Genomic DNA, 18549 nt, shown 5'->3' with positions numbered 1-18549 from the left:
GATGACGGAGGCACAGGTGGTCGGGGTGGCGTGCGCGGGGTCCAGGGCGTTCGCCACCTCGTGGTAGGCGATCCGGTCGACTGTCCCGATCGCCACATGCTCGGACAGGTCGACCGGGCACAGGTCCTGGAGGAGGACATTGCGTACGTTCGGCCCGTCCAGGAATTGCGTACGGTACGGGGTCACGACCTCGTCGTACCTGGTCGCGATGACCGTGTAGCGCACTCCGGGCACGGTGTCGCCGCCCGCGTTGAGTTTGGTGACGAACGGGGATCCGGCCACCTGGTCGGCGAGACCGGGCGTGTTGGCGTTCAACAGGTCCTCGGCGCCCGGGAAGTACGGCAGCAGCTTCGTCAGGCCGAGAAGGGTGGTGCCGTGATTGTCGGGCGCGAGTCCGATCAGGGCGTTCACCTTGGCAGCACCGCCGAGGAACTTCAGGTAGTAGTTGGGCATCATGCCGCCCTGGGAATGGCCGACGATGTCGGCCTCGGACGCCCCGGTGGAGGCGAGCACCCGGTCGACGAACGTGGCGAGCTGACCGGCCGACTTGTCGATCGGGCCGAGGCCGTTGAAGAGCGGCACGCCGGGCAGCTGCCCGTAGTCGAGCGAGTAGACGCAGTAGCCCCGGTTGACCAGGTACGGGGCGAGGACGAGCCAGTTGTCGATCGAGTTCCCGAAGGTTCCGTGGACCAGGACGACCGGGCGGGGGTGGGCTGCGGAGGGTTTGCAGGAGTAGTCGTTCCAGCCACGGGAGGTGGCCGTGGCGGCGGTGGGGGTGGCTGCAGCGGCAGTGGCCGTGGGGGTGGCGACTGCGGCGACGGCGAGGAGCAGTGCGGCGAGGGTTCTCCGCGCACGTGGGGTGCGCGGCGCACGGGTCCAGGGCAGCATCGTGTGGTCTCCTTGCGGCTCAAGGGAGTTGCGATGTCTGTGCGCCCTGCGGCCCGGACCACAAGTTCTGACTGCTGAATTTCCTATGTGCTCATGCCAAATTACGGGCGAGTAGGGTGGCGCGGGAAGTTACGCGTCGGTAAAAACTGATGAGCCATCAACCATGCACCGGCAAGGGGCCGCTCAGGCCGCGAGCCGTCCCGGCATCACGGCCTGCGGACCGAACCTGGCCCGCAGCCGGTCCGCCACCGCCTCGATCCGCCGCGCCCGCTCGTCCACCGGGTCGAACGACAGCTGATGGGCGGCCTTTTCACGATCCGTCAGCCCTTCCGCGCGCATCCCGATCCCCCGCACCCGGGCCCGCTGCAGTCCGAACGAGTCATGGATGCGGTACGCGAGTCCGGTGAGCGCCGCGGAGTGGGCGGTGGGCTCCCGGAGCGTACGGCTGCGGGTCAGCGTCGAGTAGCCGGTCCGGTCGGCGTAGCGCACGGAGACCGTGAGCCCCCGGCACACCTGCCCGTCCCCGCGCATCCTGGCCCCCAGCTCCTCGGTGAGCGACATCAGCGCGCGGCGCTGCCGCTCCCGGTCCAGCTCGTCGCGTGGGAAGGATCGTTCGGCGGCGATCGACCGGGCGGCGGCGTTGGGTACGACCGTCGTACGGTCGATGCCGTGCGCCCGCTCCCACAGTTCACGCCCGGTCCGTACACCGGTGATCCGTTGCAGGGTACCGAGCGGGGCCGCAGCGATCCGGCCGACGGAGTCGAGCCCGTACCCGCACAGGGTGCGGGCCGTCGCCGCCCCCACACCGTCCAGCGCGGCGGCCGGCTTGGCCGCGAGGTACTCCGCTCCCCCGCCCGCGGGGACCACGAAGGTCGTTCCGGGCGCGGCCTGCCGTGCCGCCATCCGGGCCAGCATCGGGTTCTCTGCCGCCCCGATCGCGCAGTCCACCCCGTGCAGGGCGAGCGCGCGGACCCGGATCACCGCCGCCAGACCGGCCACGTCCTGCCCGAAGTAGCGCAACGCACCGCGCACATCGGCAAGCGCCCCGTCCGGCGGCACCCCCTCGACGACCGGGGTGAACGCGCCGAGGAGGGCGAGCAGCCCGGCGTAACCGGCGCCGTCCGGAAGGCCGCCGCCGACCTTCCGGAACCTCAGGTACAGGATTCCCGGCTCATCGCGTGTATCGCTCATCCCGCACTCCCCGGGGACTGGTGCCACAGCTTCCTTCCGGTGGCGACGCCTTCGCCGGGCGGCTGGAGGTCGGACCAGGGGTTCATCTCGTACCCGGTGGACATCTGGATGCGACGACCGCTGTCGGCGGGAGCAGGCTCGGGAGCCTCGGGGACGACCTCCTCGGACGAGGGGTCCTCCGCCAGCCGGGCCGCGACCGCGTCGAGTCCGCCGGTACGCCGCAGCTCGGCCAGTTCCGCCAGGTTCCAGGCGGCCGCACCGACCACGCTCAGGCTCCGCGGTCCGCGCCGCTGCACCACTCCGCGTACCAGCAGCAGCCAGGAGTGGAAGACGGTGTGCGCGCATGCGGCATGGCTGTCGTCGAAGAAGGCCAGGTCGACCAGGCCCGTACCGTCGTCCAGGGTGGTGAAGATGACCCGGCGGCCGGAGCGGACCGGCGGGGTCTGAGTGGCCGCTTTGGCGCCCGCGACCAGCACGGTCTCCCCGTGCCGCGCCTCGCGCAGCCGCTTGGCGGAGACCGCGCCGAGCTCCTTCAGGAACGCATGGTGATCGCCCATCAGATGACGGGAGACATCCATGCTCAGGACGCCGAGCTCGGCACTGAGGCGTTCGGCCTCGTTGAGGTCGGGCAGCCCGATGGAGCCGGTCCTGCGCCCCTCGCCGAGCGGGAGCTGCGCGCCACCGGAGCCGGACCGCGCCCCGGTACCCCGCTGGGCACGGTGCAGTTCGGACAGATGCAGCAGCAAATCACGCCGGTTGGCACCGAACGCGTCCAACGCGCCGACCTGGGCCAGCCGTTCAGCGGCGGGCTTTCCCGGCCTGGCCCGCTGCCAGAAGTCCAGCAGCGAGGTGAAGGGCTGACCGGCCTCGATCCGGGCGACCTCGGCCTCGCTGATGCCATGGACGTCCGAGAGTGCGAGCCGCACCCCCCAGCTCTCCCTCCCCTTCTCGCCATCAGACACCAGTTCGATTCGATGGGTGGCCGCCGACCGGTTCACATCCAGTCCCAGCACCGGCACCCCGCGCCGCCGCGCGTCCGCGAGCAGCAGCCGCTTCGGGTACATCCCCGGGTCATGGGTGAGCAGCCCGGCGTAGAAGGCCGCCGGGTGATGCGCCTTGAGCCACGCCGACTGGTACGTCGGCACGGCGAAGGCGACCGCGTGCGCCTTGCAGAAGCCGTAACTGCCGAACGCCTCGATGATCTCCCAGGCGCGGGCGATCACTTCGGCGCTGTACTTCTTCGCCGCCGCCTGCTGCGCGAACCACACCTTGATCCGGCCCTGCGTCCCGGGGTCGGAGAGCCCACGCCGCACCCGGTCGGCCTCGTCCCGGCCGCAGCCGGTCATGATGTCGACCATCTCGATGATCTGCTCATGGAAGACGACCACCCCGTACGTCTCGCGCAGCGGCTCCTCCAGGTCGGGGTGGGGGTAGCGGACGGGCCTGCGGCCGTGCCGGGCCTCGATGAACGGCCGCACCATGTCGGCGGCGACCGGCCCCGGCCTGAACAGCGAGATGTCGACCACCAGATCGTGGAAGGTGGTGGGCTGGAGCCTGCCGACCAGGTCGCGCTGGCCCGGCGACTCGATCTGGAAGCAGCCCAGTGTCTCGGCACTCCTGATCAGCCGGTACGTCTCCGGGTCGCCCTGCGGAACGGCGTCCAGGTCCACGTCCTGCCCCGAGGCCCTCTTGACCTCCGTGACCGCGTGCGCCATCGCCGACTGCATCCGTACGCCCAGCACATCGAGCTTGAGCAGCCCGAGATCCTCCACGTCCTCCTTGTCGAACTGCACCATCGGGAAACCCTCCCCGCTGGTCGGCATGACAGGTACCCGGCGCAGCAGGGAGGCGTCCGAGAGAAGCACCCCGCACGGGTGCATGGCGATGCCGCGCGGCAGGGCGTCCAGCGCCTCCACCAGCTCCCAGAGCCGCCCGTACCGGTCCTTCTCCCGCGCCACTTCACGCAGTTCGGGCAGTTCCTCCATGGCCGCGCGGGCGTCGCGGGCCCGGATGTGCGGGAAGGCCTTGGCGAGCCGGTCGGTCTCGGCCGGGTTCATGGAGAGCGCGGCGCCGACGTCCCGGATGGCGTGGCGCACCCGGTAGGTCTCGGGCATGGCGACGGTCGCGACCCGTTCGGCGCCGAAGCGTCCGATGATCGCGCGGTAGACGTCGAGCCGGCGGGCCGATTCGACGTCGATGTCGATGTCGGGCAGCACGGCGCGGCGCTTGGAGAGGAAGCGCTCCATCAGCAGCCCGTGTTCGACCGGGTCGGCGTGCGCGATCCCGAGGAGATGGTTGACCAGGGAGCCCGCGCCGGAGCCCCGGGCGGCAACCCGTACCTTCATCGCCCTTACGTCATCGACGACTTGGGCAACCGTCAGAAAGTAGGAGGCGAAACCGTGGTAGGCGATGATGTCCAGCTCCTGGTGCATCCGCTCCCAGTAGTCGCGCCTGCGGTCGTAGCCGCGCAGCACCATTCCGGCGGCGGCGCGGGAGGCCAGTACCCGCTGGGCGGTGCGTCGCCCGGCGCCGACGAGATGCGGTTCGGGGAAGTGGACGGTGCCGAGGCCGAGGTCATCCTCGGGGTCGACGACACAGGCGTCGGCGGTGCGCCGGGTCTCCGCGAGCAGCCGTGGTCCGCCGTCCCGGCCGAGCCCGGCCGAGGAGGCGATCCGCTCGGCGGTCTCCGCCATCGCGCGGGCATCCTTCAGCCAGCGCTCACCGCTGTCGAGCGGGGCGCGGCGTGGGTCGACGGGGACCAGCCTGCGGGCCGCGTCGAGCACATCGGCGACCGGGCCCTGCCCGGGGTCGGCGTACCGGACGGCATTGGTCAGCACGGCCCGCACCCCCTGCTCGGCGGCGAAACCGACGGTACGGGCGGCGAGCCGCAGCGATCCGGGTCCGGTGCCTTCGCGTCCGTGGTGGACGGCTTCGAGGCGCAGGTCGTCGCCGTAGATCTCCCGCCAGGGGGCAAGCAGTGCGGCGGCCCGGTCCGGGCGGCCGGCGGCCAGCGCCCTGCCGACGTCGGAGGCCGGACCGAGCAGCACGGTGAGCCCTTCGGCGGGCAGCTCGGACCGGCCGGCCAGGGGCTGTCCGGCACCGGCGGGCGCGGGGGCATGCGCGGCGGTGACGAGACGGCACAACTCCGCCCAGCCCTGCGCACCGTCCCGGGCGAGGAAGGTGACCCGGGGTGCGGATTCATCGACAAAGGCACCACCACGGACCGGGGTCCGCAGCCGATGCGTACGTCCGCCTTCTCTCGTATGCTCCGCCGCCGCAGGGCCCACCGCGAGCTCCGCCCCGAAGATCGGCCGCACCCCAGCCCTCTCGCAGGCCTTGGCGAAGCGGACCGTACCCGCGAGCGTGTCGCGATCGGTCAGCGCGAGAGCGTCCATCCCCCGCTCCGCGGCGCGCTCCGCCAGCCGCTCCGGGTGCGAGGCCCCGTACCGCAGGGAGAACCCGGAAACGGTATGCAGATGCGTGAACCCTGGCATCTGCACCTCCTGGACCGATCCGCACTCACCACCCCTCGCCTTCCACCATAGACCAAGTTTCGAACATTCGTACGATACCCGGAGCACGGGACATGCACCCCGGCCCCGGACCGGCGGTCCGGTCATCCATTCGGCCCAGTCCCACCTGCACGAACAGCCGACGCCCCGGACCGCGGGGGCATGACTTTCGCTGACGAGGTGCACGGCCCCGACCAGACGCCATCGTCGCCCTGACCGACGGGCAGACGCCCTGGCCGAGCGCGCAACCACCGTGCCGGACGGTGGTGGGTCTGTTCCCTCGGCAGCAGGCAGCCGGGTCGCGGGACGAGAACGACCCCGATCACGTCCCGGACTCGCCGCCCGAGTGGGCACGAGCGGTTGACATCGGGGCGACTCCCGCTGCTCGGTGAGCCCCCAGGCGATCCACTTGATCACGCCGCCCATGCGCTCCGTGCCCAGGTAGGGCCAGAGGCCGCCGCCAAGCCATTCATCCACCCCGGGTACTGTCCGCTTGTTCGAAACGAGCCCCGAACCAGGGGCTGCACGCGGGAGGGGCGTCATGAGCGGTCCGGAATCGGTCGACAGTACGTGGAAGCTGAGCGACGAAGAAGGCGGGGTGCTCGCAGGCCGGTGGTGGAAGTGGGCCCTGTCCGCCCCTGACGGTCGCAGTCCGGTCGAGGACACAACGGGCGAGCACGCCGCCTGGAACCAGCCGGACGACCTCTGGTTCCTGGCCGGCACCTACGGCGGCCACGTGGTGCGACGCTGCGCGATCCCCTCGGACCGGCCGGTCTTCTTCCCTGTGCTCAACATGCAGCACACCAGGTCGTACTCAAGGATCCCCCAGTCCTTGACGGTGGCAGAGGCCACGGCATCCCTCAACACCATTCCGTTGCCGCTGCGGGAGTTCTCCGCGTCGTTCAGGACGGGGGTGACCCAGCGCTACGCGTGGGGCATCTGGGGTGGCATCGCGTCGCTGACTCCCGGTCAGTACGTGCTGGAGATCAAAGCCAGGGCTACGAGCGGTTTCTGGGTCGACACGACCTATCACCTGGAGTCGAAGGCTTCCTGATCCGGACCACTGCGCGAGCGGTCCGGCACGGGGCGGGGTGCGATGGTCGGGCGCTGAGCTCCGGCCGTGGAGGTGATGGCCCTGGACAGGGCTACCGGCGCCCGCCTCCATCCCCGTAGCTCGCCGAGAACATCGCTTCCGCTCGGACCCGTCCCGGTGCAGGCGTCGCGAACTGTGCAGCCCAGCGGCTCGCACGGGCGTCGATCAGGAGAAGGCCGCTCCACGCCGACGGCCTGGTTCTCGCGCATCAGCTTCATTGACAGCTTGTGATGAAAGCCCCTGCGCGCATCGGCCACCTTCGTATGAGCTTTGACGACCTTGATTCGCTGCTTGTTCCGGTTTCTCGACCCCTTCGCCCTGCGTGACAGCCGGCGCTGAACTTCCCGACCACGACCTCCGTCCCCCAACGGGTCAATTCCCTCAAAGGTGTCTTTTCCTGAAGATTTCGCCAGGAGTTCACTTCTCGGCTGCTCTCAAGCGCCGGACGACAACTCTTCCGGTTATCACCCGCACCACCACCGCCAGTGCACCAAAGCGCCTGCACACAGCACTGTCACTGACATGCCATACGATGCGCACACCTGTTCACAACCCTTCCGTTTGAGGATGTCTACGTCATGTCTCCCGGTGTCACGTCCCGTTCCCTGCGCGGTATATCCGCTGTCGTAGCCCTGATCTCGGTCGGAGCAGTGGGATGCTCCGAAGCCCTCGACAGCGCAGAGGCCGGCGCCAAGAAAGTGGTTCGCCAGCGGTCGGTGTTCTCGCTCGCGACCGGCGACTGCTACAACCCGAACAACGGGACAGCCAAGGGCGAGGAGTTCAGCGTCGAGGTCGTGCCGTGCAAGGAACCGCACAAGGGCCAGGTCGTCGGTGACTTCAAGATCGACGGGCAGTCGGCGTACCCCGGCGAGGACAAAACCGCACAGATCGCCGACGAACGATGCCCGGTCGAGGCGCAGAAGTTCACCCCCGACGCCTGGGCCCTGCCCAAGGGCGTCGACGTCTACTACTACTCCCCCACCAAGGAGAGCTGGGCGACGGGCGATCGGGCCGTGAGCTGCACGTACACCAAGGAAGCGGGCACATTCTCCGGTTCGTTGAAGAGCAAGCCCCTGAACGCCGACCAGCTCGCGTACCTGAAGGGTTCGAACGCCGTCTACGAGGCCCTGTGGACGAACCAGCCCGAAGCAGAGCATGTCGAGGACGACTTCGCCGGCTACAAGAAGCAGGCCAAAGCCGTCACCGCCGCGCTCGGTACCCACCTCACGGCCCTGAAGAGCATTCAGCAGCCGGAGACCGCCAAGCTCCATGCACGGCTGAAGGAGACCGCCGGTGCGTGGGAAAAGGCCGCCTCGGCCGGTGACACGGACGCCTTCTACCTCGCCTACGACCGGGCCTTCGCCGGTATCGACCCGGGCAAGACGATCGCCGCCCGCAAGGAGCTGAAGCTCGCCACCACCGTCCCGGCCGATGAAGCCGAGGTCTGGGCCGGCTGACCCCGTCGGATCACGTCGACCGGCCGGGCCCCTGCCGCACGGCGAGGACACCGCCGGATCCCGCACGCCGGCCTGCGTAAGGCCTTCGGTCCCGGCATGCTGGCTTCGGTCATGTGCCGGGACCGAAGAACAGCCCAGCTTCACAACGCCATCGTGGGACTCGGCAGCATTCGCTGACCAGGTGCGATGACCGTACGGGATATCGGTGGTGCGGGCCGGGCGGAGTTGCGCCGCCCCGAGTCGTACGGGTCTTGTACGGGTGCCGTACGGGGCAGGGCCGTGACTCCGGAAATGACCCTTCCGTTGAACCTTGCCCAGTCGTAGTGGAGTTGAGGAACGCTACGGCCGGCTCCGGGCGGGACGTGGACGGTGGCGGAAAGGGCGTGAGGGCAATGCGGGATACACGGAACAGCCGCGCGACGAAGACGAAGGAGGACAGTGAGCTGCCGGGGGTATGGGTGGCCTACGGCAAGCTCCTCCAGCACCTGCGCAAGCGGGCCGAGTTGAACCAGCAGGCGCTCGGAGACGCCATCGGCTACTCCCTGGAACAGGTCGCCTCGGTCGAGCAGGGGCGACGACCCGCGAAGGAGGCGTTCACCGTCGCGGCGGACCGGGTGCTGGCTGCGGGCGGGGTACTGGAAGTGCTCCAGGCCGATGTGGACCGGGCGAAGCTCCCGCAGTTCTTCCGCAACTTCGCCCTCATCGAGGCGGAGGTGCTGAGCCGCTTCTCGTACGATCCGCTGCTGGTGCCGGGCCTGCTGCAGACGGAGGCGTACGCACGGGCCGTGTTCGGCGGCCACTGCCCTCCGTTCAGCGAGGAGATCATCGACCAGCACACGGAAGCGCGCCTGAGCAGGCAGAAGCTGCTGACGCGGGACCCGCTGGCGAAGTTGTCGTTCATCATCGGGGAGGAGGCGTTGCGAAACCCGGTGGGCGGCGCGGAGGTGATGCGGGGGCAATGGCAACGCCTGCTGGAGGTGGGCTCGTTGCGGTCGGTGGAGGTTCAGGTGATGCCTGCCGGGCTCGGATTCCACCCGGGCCTGGACGGGCCGTTCGTCCTGGTGGAGACGAAGGAGCTCCGCCGCCTCGGATACATCGAGTCCCAAGAGGTCGGGTGCGTCGTCAGTGATCCGGCTGAGGTCAGCACCTTCGGGTTGCGATATGGCAAGCTGCGATCGCAGGCCCTGAACGTCGAAGCGTCTGCGCGGCTCATCGAAAGGCTGGTGGGAGAGACATGAGCGTGGAGCAGGTAACCGAGAACGTTGACGAGCTGCGCTGGTTCAAGAGCAGCTACAGCGGATCGGGCGGCGGCGACTGCGTGGAGGTGGCTGCCGGCCCCGGTGCGGTCTATGTACGGGACTCGAAGGTCGCGGGCGGCCGACCGATGCTGCGGGTCGGCCGGGGCGAGTGGGCGGCGTTCGTGACGCTCGCGCGGGGGTAGCGCCGACGAGGCTTCCTGATCGGAATCGACGAGCTCGCCCGCATCACGTGAGGTGATCCGGGCGAGCCCCGGCACGCCGGATCGAGAACTGCCCGAAGACGCCGCACGATTACGCGCCCCCGAACGCCCCCACGGTTTCCCAACACACCATCCCGGTAAGTGCTCTGATGAGCCATCATCGAATCGTGCGGGAAAAGTCGGGCACGCGGTGCCCGCACCATGCGGAGGAGGCGCGGAGTGCGTAGTCGGGTGCGCGCAACGGACGGGCGGCAGCTGGTGGTGGAGGATCTGGGCGACCCCCACGGCAGACCGGTCTTCCTGCTCCACGGAATGCCCGGCAGCAGGCTCGGTCCGGCTCCGCGCGGCATGGTGCTGTACCAGCGCAAGACACAGCTGATCACCTACGACCGGCCGGGCTACGGCGACTCCGACCGGCTGCCGGGCCGCTGTGTCGCCGATGTCGTTCAGGACGTACGGGCCATCGCGGACCACCTCGGTCTTGAGCGGTTCGCCGTGGTGGGCCGATCCGGTGGCGCGCCGCACGCCCTGGCCTGCGCCGCGCTGATGCCCGAGCGGGTCACCCGTACCGCCGCACTGGTCGGGCTGGCCCCCTGGGGCGCCGACGGCCTGGACTGGTTCGACGGGATGGCCGCCTCCAATGTGCTGGCGTACTCGACCGCGGCGGCCGATCCGGATGGGCTCGCGGAGTCGTTCATCTCGCGGTCCGCGGTGATCAGGAAGAACCCGGTCAGGCTCATCGACGATCTGCGCCGGGAGCTGACCGACTCCGACCGCATGGTGGTCAACGACGCCGGGGTCCGCACCATGCTGCTGCGCAACTACCGTGAGGGGCTGCGCACTTCGGCATGGGGCTGGATCGACGACGCGATCGCGTTCAGCCGCCCCTGGGGGTTCGACCCTGCGGACATCACAGGTCCGGTGATGCTGTGGCACGGCGAGAAGGATGTGTTCTCACCGGTGGGCCACTCCCGCTGGCTGGCCGAGCGCATCCCGAACTCCACCGTCGTGGTGGAACCGGCGGCCGCGCACTTCGACGCGCTGCACGTCCTGCCCACGATCCTCAACTGGCTGCTGGAACCGGCTGCCTGCTGAGGAACGGACCCCGGAGGGACAGGAAGAAACAGGGAGAGGCAGGGAGCGTCCGGTGGCGGCCGGACGCTCCCGCGGCTCAGACCTGCATCGGCTCCAGTTCTCGCTCGAACCGGCGCTCGTCCCGGGCGATCCGGGTCATCGGATGGTCGTCGCCGAGCTGCCGCGACAGCTCGTCGACCGTCTCCGCCCTCAGCCGCAGCGCCTCGTCCTTGCGCCCCATCGCATCGAACGTGACCGCCATGTTCGACATCATGGCCAGGGTCTCCGGGTGGTGCGCCCCGAGGACGTTCCTGAGCTGTCCCGCCACCTTCCGTTCGGTCGCCAGCACGATTTCGAGATCGCCGCGTTCAGCCGTCGCGTTGGCCAGGTTCATGACGCAGAAGAGGGTGTTGGGGTGCTCCTGCCCGTACACCTCCCGCATCGACGCGACCACTCGGGTCAGCACCTGCTCCGACTCCTCCACCGCGCCGGCCCCCAGCAGGTAGACGCCGAGGTTGTTCAGGGCGGCCAGGGTGTACGGGTGCTTCTCCCCCGGCACCTTCATGTACTGGTCGACGACCTCCTGCGCAGTGTCCCTGGCCTCGGACGCCTCGCCCGCCGCGAACAGGTCGGCCGCCAGATTGAGGTCACAGGCCAGCGACTCCGGGTTGGCGGCGGTGTACTTGGCCCGGTACCGGGCACGGGTGGCCACCGAGAGCCTGCGGGCGTCCTCCAGCCTGCCTGCCCGGCGCAGCGACACCGCCAGGCTCTTCGCCGCGCTCAGCGTGCCGGGGAAGGACCGGCCGAGCGTGGCCTTGTAGCTGTCGTACGTGCGGCTGAGGATGCCGACCGCGTCCTCGTACCGCCCGACGTCACGCAGGTCACGGGCCAGGTTCATGGCCGAGGAGAGGCTGTACGGGTGTTCCGCACCGAGGACCTCGACCCGTCGGTCGAAGACATCCTGGTCGATCTCCCTGGCCCTGGCGTACTGCCCGATGGACCGCAGGGTGAACGCCAGGTTGTTGGCCGCGGCCAGGGTCCTCGGATGCGAATCGTGGAAGATCTGGTTGAACCCGTCGGTGGCCTCGGTCGCCAGCTCGATCGCCATCGTGTACTCGCCGAGCGTGCCGAGGTCCGTCGCCAGACTGCTGGTGGTCATGTACGTGTGCGGATGCTCCGGTCCCAGGACCTCCCGCTGGGTCGCCAGCGTGATCTCGTCGAGCTCCCTCGCCTCCACATAACGGCCGCGCGCGCGGTAGATGTTGGCGAGGTGGAAGCAGAGGTAGAGGTACTGGATGTCCCGCTCCCCCAGCGTCTCCCTCCAGATGGCGCGCAGCTCCTCGCCGAGGGCGGCGGCGGTCCTGAAGTCACCTCGCTTCCAGAGATAACGAACCCGGTCGATCAACAGCCTGCGGGCCTCGGGCTCCTTGCAGTTGCGGGCGTCGGACGGGACGAGGTGCGGCCAGAGGGTGGCGAACTGCGGCCAGGTCGCGGGGTTGTCGATCGGCTCGTCCTCGTCCGGCCGGGCACCCGCCAGAATGCGGTGGACGGCATGCCGGGCGTCGCGCTGCTCCTCCTCGCTGAGCTGCGCCCGGATGACGGCCTGGACGAGACGGTGCACCTGGATGGAGTTGGAGACCTGGTCGACCTTGGCGAGGGCGAACCGGCCGATCTCCCGGATGACCCGGCCCAGCACGAGCTTCTCCTGGAGCGAGGCGTCGTACGGCTTCAGCGCCTCGATCATCTCCTTGCTGTACAGGAGGTTCCCCGAGATCGGCTCGGGGGCGAAGAAGGCACAGAGCTGGAGCAGCCGCACCGCGGCGGGCGAGCGCTCCTTGAGCCGTTCGATGGAGATGTTCCAGGTCGCTGCGACGGGCTGCGGGTAGCCGGCCGGCTGGTTGAGCGCCAGGACCTCGGGGGCCTGCTGCGCCAGCTGTTCCAGATAGGTGTCGATCGGGGTGGCGGTCTCCGCGATCCAGGCCGCCGCCTGTTCGACGGCGAGCGGCAGGTCACCGACTGCGGTGGCCACCTGGGCGGCGTCCTCGTCGCTCAGCCCCGGGGCCCGGCGCTGAAGGTGTTCGATGGACTCCTCGCGCAGGAAGACGTCGACGGGCAGTGCGTCGCCGTGCTGCGACCAGGCCTGGTTCCGGGAGGTGACCAGGATGTGTCCGGAGCCGCCCTGCGGGAAGTAGCGCCTGAGCCGTTCGGGGTCGTCGGCGTTGTCGAAGACCAGCAGCCAGCGGTCCGAGGGAACGCCGCGCCGCAGCAGGTCCACGGCTTCCTGGGAGGCGGCCGCCATGTCGTCGCCGCCCTGGGCACCGAGCCGGACGGCGAGCTCGGCGAGCCCGGCCACCACGTCGTCGGTCTGCTCGGACGATATCCACCACACCAGGTCGTAGTCGGCCATGAAGCGGTGCACGTACTCCAGGGCGACCTGGGTCTTGCCGACGCCGCCGAGTCCGTACAGGGTCTGCGGCTGCGGCAGTACGACGGCCATGCCGCCGCCGAGCTGGTCGCGCATCCGCTCCAGGACCATGGAGCGGCCGGTGAAGCCCGGGTTGCGCGGCGGCGCGTTCCAGATCCTGGGGACGGTACCGGGGAAGCGGGGTCCGGGCGACACGCTGTCGGTCAGTTGTACGGGCCGGTCCAGGGCGCGCAACAGGGCGGCGGTGGCATGCACCTCGTCGAGCCTGAAGAGATCGACCGGGTTGCGGTCGATGTAGGGCGCGGACAGCCGTACGTCACCGACCCTGAGCGGCAGCAGATGGCGTCGGCCACCGCCGGGGTCCTCCGCCACGGCACGTTCCCAGAGGTTCACCGCACGCTGCGACTTGAGGTAGGCGCTGGAGAGCAGCACCACGGTACGGGCCGCGTTCTGCTCGGCGGCGGTCGCCGGTTCCGGGGTCTCCCGCTCGGCGGACACATCGCGCGGTACGACGCGGAACCCGGCCCGGGTGAGCACGGATTCGATCCAGTCGGCCCACATCCGGTTCTCCGCCACATAGCTGAGGAAGAGATCGGCGGGCAGCGCGGGCCTGCGCCGGGTGAACGCGTCACGGATGCGCAGCCGTACCTCTTCGCCGACCGGCGGCATCGAGGTGATCTGCTGGTCGGTGATGACGGAGGTGAGCCGTTCGAAGGCGGAGAGCAGTGAGTTGGTGAGACCGGCCTCGTCGCCGAAGGTCGCGAGGGTCTCCTCATAGGCGTAGTAGGGGCGGTACGGAATCTCCACCGCGCCCCAGTAGGCGGTGAGTTCGTCCCCGGACAGATCGCGCGGCAGCCGGTCGAACTTCAGCCGGGCCAGCGCCCGTCCGGCATCGGCCTTCTCCTTCTCGCCCTCGTCGATGCGCATCGGGACGGGGAAGATGGAGATGGGGCGGCCGGTGTAGCGCTCGGAGATCTGCCGGGCGACGGAGGCGGCGCCGTCTATGGACTGGTCGCTGAGGGTGAAGCAGTCGACGAGGACGTCGGGCAGGTGGACGGTGCAGATGTCGGCGATGTCGCTCAGGCCGGTCCGGCTGTCGATGAGGACGTAGTCGTAGTTGGCCTTCATGTCGTCGCGCAGGGCGTCGAAGAAGTGGCCGCCGCCGAGCCGGTCGTAGAAGTTGTCCCAGTCGAAGGTGGAGACGGTCGCGGAGTATTCGCGGTTCTGCCGCCCGGCGGAGACGAAGTCGAGGGTGCCGCCGTGCGGGAACTCCCAGCCGAGCGCCTCGGGTGTGAGGGATACGGCGTGCGGCTGGATACGGGCGTAGTCGCGGTGCCAGTCGTCGGCGCGCTGGACGGGGCTGGTCGCGGCCCACGCGTACTCGGTGATCAGATCGATGACGCCGGTGGTGGCACCGAGTGTCGACGGGTCGAGGAACGGGTGGAAGAACCGGTGGAGCCCCGGTGCCTCCAGGTCCCAGTCGACAGCCAGTACCCGTTTTCCGTTGGCGGCGAGTATCCAGGCGGTGTTGGCCAGAGCCATGGTGCGCCCGGTGCCGCCCTTGTACGAGTAGAAAGTGACGATGCGCCCGTCACGACTGGCCGTCATCCGTGTCCTCCGCATCCGTCGCAGGGTCGTGTGTCTCGGGGGTGTAGTACGTCTGTGCCATCGGCCCCATCAACCGTGTCCGTTCGGTGTGCCCACCGCCGGTGGCGGGTGGGTAGACCGCCGCATGCCTCAGGTACTGCTGGGCCGCCACCTCGACCACCTGCGGCAGGATCTGCCCGAAGGCCTCCATGCTGGGTACACCCTTGGCGGCGGCGCGGCAGTAGGCCCGCCCCTGGCGCATCTTGGTCGGCATGGTCTGTTCGAGCTTCTCGGTCAGTTCGGCCTCGGCCGCCCTGCTCTCATGGTCCTCGCGGTTCCACGGCACGACCATCGTCACCCAGGGGCGGTTCTCGGCGTCGAAGGCGGCCAGCCGTCGGCGACGGTCCTCGTCCTGCAGGGCCCACCGGTCGACGAGCAGGATCTCCGGTCTGCTGGGCGGCTGTTTGCCCTCCGGGTGCCCGGACTCCTCGTCGAAGGAGGAGATGGTGGCCTGGTAGTTGAGAGAGCGCACCAGGTCCTCGGCCACATAGGCCAGAGGACGGGCGGCGGCCGGGTGGTAGGGGTTCCAGTCCTGCGGGTTGTCGCCGTAGTAATCGGCGTTGCGTCCCTCGGGCAGGTCGTGCCGGGTGGGAGCGGCGATGGTCACCTGCATGGGGCGGGGACCGCCGACTCCGCTGTTCGGCGGGCCGAAGGCGCTGGGGGCCAGCCGGTAGTCGACGGGGCGGCCGGTGCCGATCCGTATGGTGTCCGCGACGTTGACGATGCGCTTGGCGAGTTCGTACACCGCGCGCTCGTACTCCTCGGTGAAGAGCTTGAGTTTGATCAGTCCGTAGAGTCCGTCGCTGACGTAACGGTCCCCGAAGTCGCGGTGGTTGAACTGTAATCTCTCGGCGGGGCCCGGGAGTTGACTCGGCGGTACCGGCACCCAGAGCGCCGGGACGATCGCCTCGGCCGGCTGGTTGGAGCGGGCCCGGTAGTGAATGGCGCGCTGGGCGAAGGCGTACCACTCCTTGCCGCACATCTCGCTGGCGAAGTAGCGCGGCGAGAACAGCGGAACGAACACCCGGCAGGTGGCGAGCACCTCGCCGAGCCGCTCCGACCAGCCCTCGCCGGAGCGTATCTCGCGGTCGATGAACCCGGCGGGCGCGCCCGCGGGCAGATCGGTCATGGCCATCACATGGCCGCAGAGATCCTGGAAGAGCCGCTCGACCCACATGTCGGGGTCCGTTCCACCGCCGTACCCCGGTGTATGTGCATAACTCAAGAAGAAGTACGGCCGATGGTCCGCCGCTCGCTGCTGCGTTGTTGCGTGCACACGACCCCCGTCCTGTGTGAGCACCCGCACCCGAGGATTGAAGTGAATGCGAGCGAATTCATCATTCCGGAGCGGACGTTGCTCCACCCCCATGGCGTTCGGTCATTCAACGCCGGTTTTCAGTCATACGTTCCCGGGTTCAGTCGATCATTCCTTGATCGAATTCGGTCTGCGTCCGTTCCTCCCAGTTGTCCTGTGCGTACCGACGGCCCCGGCTAAACCGGAATGCGATCCCTCAGATCTCTTTTCGCATCCGGTCCAGCAGCCGCTTTCCACTGATGGTCAACTCGGCGGCACCTTCCAGCGTATCGAGGGCCTGCGGTACGCCCTCCAGATAGCTCGGCTCGAAAGCCCCCAACGCCATCCGCTCATAGGTGTCAGCCAGCAACCGGGAAAACGGAACTGGTTCTTCCTGCCAGGGCATCCGATGTTCCCAGGAGCCGTCTGCCGCGTAAAGATCCGTGACATCGCGAAGCGCCCGCAATTCGGCCCGCCGGAAGCCCCGCAGCAGCGCGAACGCCAACTCCTGCGCGCTGCCGTCCGGGGAGATCCCCAGAGCGCCGTATCCGTGCCGCCCGACGGCGGGCTCCGCCGGGGCCAGACGGGTCAGCGGTGTGAGGGTGGTGAGGCGGCCCGCCATCTCCCCGGTGCGCCCGGGCGCCTTCTCCTCGATCCACGTCCACGCCTCGCCGACCCTGGCCTCCAGGCCGGCGACAGCCCGGTCGTCGAGGGCGTCCGCGGCGGGCACGGAGAAGCATGTGCGGTACGGGTCGAGGTCGTCGAGCACGAGGCCGGGCGTCGAACCGGGCGTCGCGAACCGGCGCAACGGCCGCCAGCCGGGACCGGCCGCCTCCGGTCGTACAACCCGCAGTTCGGCCGCGCCGCTCCTTTCCTGCCGGACCAGGAAGCCGTCCTCGGTCGCCCGCACCAGTGCCGTGCCGCGCTCCCCCGCATCCGCGATCCGCAACTCGCCGAGACCGGGCAGGTAGATCCTGCCGCCCGAGAAGGTCACCCGTACGGGCAGATCGAGGCCTCCCCGTACGGCGGCGGTCGCGAGATACGCCGGCATCCGATGCGCCACCTGCACGGCCCCGGGCCGCTCGTGGACCATCTCCAGCGCCCGGAGCAGCCAGCTGCGGGTGTAGGGATGGGCCAGCACCTCGTCCAGACCGCGGGCCCCCTCCTCGGACGCCTCGATGGTGGCGGTCAGCTCCCAGGCGGCCTCCCACCGCTCGTCGCCCCTCCGTCCGATGTCGGCGTTCAGCCGGGCGAGCAGGGTGCGGGTGAGGTCCTGCTGGGCGGCGACCAGCTCTACGGGCTCGGCCACCGCGGGTACGACAAGGGCCGCTGCGCTCCGCGCCTCGATGCCGCGCACCAGGGCCTCCAGATCGGCGCAGTACACGGACGGGTTGTCGAATGCGCCGGACGGCCCCGTGGAGCGGTACCGGTGGGTGTAGAGGCCACCTCCGCACGAACGTACGACCGGGCATCGGCGGCAGGTCTCACTGACGCCGGCCAGTCCGAGCTGGCGGGCCCGCACCCCGGGATGGGCCGCGACCTCGTCGAAGGTGTGGGTGAAGACATCGAATCCGGTGGCCGCCGCGCCTTCGTAGGCGCTCTTGAGCGAGTCCACCTGCTCCAGCTGGCCGTCGGTCTCGACGACGACGAGGTCGGTGGGGGCGAGCCCCAGGGACTCGGTGAGGCTGGGGCCGCCGCTCAGCGTGGACAGCACCGAGGAGAAGAGCCGTACCGGCACCGGACGCCCCTGCTCCTGCCAGCGGTCGAAGACCGCGAGAAGCCAGTCGGCGTAGGCGGTGGATGAGCCGTCCGGGCGGGGCGGCGGCTCGTCCCAGGTGGCATGCGGAAGCAGGAAGTCGATGAGCGGCGGGGCGAGCTCGGTGAGAGCGTCGAGGACCGCGCGCGGGTCGTTCTCGATGTCGACGGTGCACAGGAGCCCGAGGTTGAGATGGCGGTAGCGCTCCTGCTGGAGCAGCTCGACGGCCTTGAGGACCAGGGGGTGGCTGCTGCGTCCGTCGGCATAGCGGCGGTGCCGGTCGTTGGCGGCCCGGTCGCCGTCCAGGGAGATGCCGACCTTGACACCGAACTCGTCGAAGAGGTCGAGATAGCGCGGGCTGAGCTGGAGTCCGTTGGTATGGATACGGAGGTCGAGCTCCGCGATGCCTTCGAAGGCGGAGGTGAGCTCTTCGCAGACGCGCCGCAATCGGGCGGGGCCCGCCAGCAGAGGCTCCCCTCCGTGCAGGATCACTGACACGGAGGGCAGTGCATGTGTCTTGGCATGCTCGGCCAAGCGTTGAGCAGTCCGGAAGATGACATCATCAGAGATTGTTTTCGGACGGGTTCGCCAGCTCTGATCTGCATGTTCATAGACATAGCAATGGTCACAGGCAAGATCGCACCTGCTGTGAACCTTGAGAACGACTTCGCGGAAAGGGACCAGGGGTCCTGTCATTCCGCCAGTCTAGCCAGCCCGAAGGGGTGCTCGGGGCATTGGTTCGGTGTGCCGAGG

General features: G+C 69.3%; 12 protein-coding genes and 1 pseudogene. 6 read left to right on the top strand and 7 right to left on the bottom strand.

Annotation, left to right across the window (positions count from 1 at the left end; all coding sequences use genetic code 11):
• The 3 genes from GA0115254_RS03705 to GA0115254_RS03695 form a co-directional block, all read right to left on the bottom strand.
• On the bottom strand, positions 1-888 hold an 888-nt coding region (locus GA0115254_RS03705; RefSeq protein WP_093893812.1), incomplete at its 3' end, for an esterase/lipase family protein.
• Between the two features lie 183 nt (positions 889-1071).
• On the bottom strand, positions 1072-2079 hold the full coding sequence (locus GA0115254_RS03700; RefSeq protein WP_093893811.1) for a DNA polymerase Y family protein: 1008 nt from the start codon (positions 2077-2079) through the stop codon (positions 1072-1074).
• Positions 2076-5573: a DNA polymerase III subunit alpha gene (locus GA0115254_RS03695; protein ID WP_093893810.1), complete on the bottom strand. Its 3498-nt coding sequence runs from the start codon at positions 5571-5573 to the stop codon at positions 2076-2078. Before GA0115254_RS03695 ends, GA0115254_RS03700 begins: the two co-directional genes overlap by 4 nt.
• A gap of 200 nt (positions 5574-5773) precedes the next feature.
• Here GA0115254_RS03695 and GA0115254_RS45555 point away from each other — a divergent pair.
• Both GA0115254_RS45555 and GA0115254_RS45550 read left to right on the top strand, forming a co-directional pair.
• A pseudogene (locus GA0115254_RS45555) lies at positions 5774-5983 on the top strand (hypothetical protein); the annotation flags it as partial.
• A 149-nt stretch (positions 5984-6132) separates the two neighbouring features.
• Positions 6133-6645: a hypothetical protein gene (locus GA0115254_RS45550; RefSeq protein WP_093893809.1), complete on the top strand. Its 513-nt coding sequence runs from the start codon at positions 6133-6135 to the stop codon at positions 6643-6645.
• Here GA0115254_RS45550 and GA0115254_RS47380 read toward each other — a convergent pair.
• On the bottom strand, positions 6621-7052 hold the full coding sequence (locus GA0115254_RS47380; protein ID WP_176739966.1) for a transposase: 432 nt from the start codon (positions 7050-7052) through the stop codon (positions 6621-6623). The genes GA0115254_RS45550 and GA0115254_RS47380 overlap by 25 nt on opposite strands.
• A 210-nt stretch (positions 7053-7262) precedes the next feature.
• On the opposite strand from GA0115254_RS47380, the gene GA0115254_RS03675 reads away from it, so the two are divergent.
• The 4 genes from GA0115254_RS03675 to GA0115254_RS03660 all read left to right on the top strand — a co-directional run bounded on the left by GA0115254_RS03675 (position 7263) and on the right by GA0115254_RS03660 (position 10695).
• The gene (locus tag GA0115254_RS03675; RefSeq protein WP_093893807.1) at positions 7263-8141 is read left to right on the top strand and encodes a septum formation family protein; all 879 of its coding nucleotides are present in this window, start codon (positions 7263-7265) and stop codon (positions 8139-8141) included.
• A gap of 392 nt (positions 8142-8533) precedes the next feature.
• Positions 8534-9379 (top strand): helix-turn-helix domain-containing protein, encoded by an 846-nt coding sequence (locus GA0115254_RS03670; protein ID WP_093893806.1) that lies wholly within the window; start codon positions 8534-8536, stop codon positions 9377-9379.
• Positions 9376-9582: a DUF397 domain-containing protein gene (locus tag GA0115254_RS03665; RefSeq protein WP_093893805.1), complete on the top strand. Its 207-nt coding sequence runs from the start codon at positions 9376-9378 to the stop codon at positions 9580-9582. The genes GA0115254_RS03670 and GA0115254_RS03665 overlap by 4 nt, the downstream gene beginning before the upstream one ends.
• A gap of 237 nt (positions 9583-9819) precedes the next feature.
• Entirely contained in the window at positions 9820-10695 is an 876-nt protein-coding gene (locus GA0115254_RS03660) for an alpha/beta fold hydrolase (RefSeq protein ID WP_176739965.1), read from the top strand.
• Positions 10696-10771: 76 nt separating this feature from the next.
• On the opposite strand, the gene fxsT is transcribed toward GA0115254_RS03660, so the two are convergent.
• The 3 genes from fxsT to fxsB form a co-directional block, all read right to left on the bottom strand.
• The gene (gene fxsT, locus GA0115254_RS03655) at positions 10772-14707 is read right to left on the bottom strand and encodes an FxSxx-COOH system tetratricopeptide repeat protein (protein WP_093893803.1); all 3936 of its coding nucleotides are present in this window, start codon (positions 14705-14707) and stop codon (positions 10772-10774) included.
• The gene (gene fsxC / locus GA0115254_RS03650) at positions 14691-16046 is read right to left on the bottom strand and encodes an FxsC protein (protein WP_256102379.1); all 1356 of its coding nucleotides are present in this window, start codon (positions 16044-16046) and stop codon (positions 14691-14693) included. The genes fxsT and fsxC overlap by 17 nt, the downstream gene beginning before the upstream one ends.
• A gap of 211 nt (positions 16047-16257) precedes the next feature.
• On the bottom strand, positions 16258-18492 hold the full coding sequence (gene fxsB / locus GA0115254_RS03645; RefSeq protein ID WP_176739963.1) for a radical SAM/SPASM protein FxsBH, inactivated beta-hydroxylase extension form: 2235 nt from the start codon (positions 18490-18492) through the stop codon (positions 16258-16260).
• Positions 18493-18549: the final 57 nt, after the last annotated feature.

It is taken from the genome of Streptomyces sp. Ncost-T10-10d (genome assembly GCF_900091955.1).
In the GTDB taxonomy this organism is placed as follows: Bacteria; Actinomycetota; Actinomycetes; order Streptomycetales; family Streptomycetaceae; genus Streptomyces.
This window is presented reverse-complemented; position numbering and strand designations above follow the sequence as displayed.

What these genes read in the sequence shown, in the direction of transcription:
- GA0115254_RS03700 (WP_093893811.1), bottom strand. Translation starts at nt 2,079, where the DNA reads ATGAGCGATACACGCGATGAGCCGGGAATCCTGTACCTGAGGTTCCGG.
- fxsB (WP_176739963.1), bottom strand. Translation starts at nt 18,492, where the DNA reads ATGACAGGACCCCTGGTCCCTTTCCGCGAAGTCGTTCTCAAGGTTCAC.
- GA0115254_RS45550 (WP_093893809.1), top strand. Translation starts at nt 6,133, where the DNA reads ATGAGCGGTCCGGAATCGGTCGACAGTACGTGGAAGCTGAGCGACGAA.
- GA0115254_RS03675 (WP_093893807.1), top strand. Translation starts at nt 7,263, where the DNA reads ATGTCTCCCGGTGTCACGTCCCGTTCCCTGCGCGGTATATCCGCTGTC.
- GA0115254_RS03670 (WP_093893806.1), top strand. Translation starts at nt 8,534, where the DNA reads ATGCGGGATACACGGAACAGCCGCGCGACGAAGACGAAGGAGGACAGT.
- GA0115254_RS03695 (WP_093893810.1), bottom strand. Translation starts at nt 5,573, where the DNA reads ATGCCAGGGTTCACGCATCTGCATACCGTTTCCGGGTTCTCCCTGCGG.
- GA0115254_RS03665 (WP_093893805.1), top strand. Translation starts at nt 9,376, where the DNA reads ATGAGCGTGGAGCAGGTAACCGAGAACGTTGACGAGCTGCGCTGGTTC.
- fxsT (WP_093893803.1), bottom strand. Translation starts at nt 14,707, where the DNA reads ATGACGGCCAGTCGTGACGGGCGCATCGTCACTTTCTACTCGTACAAG.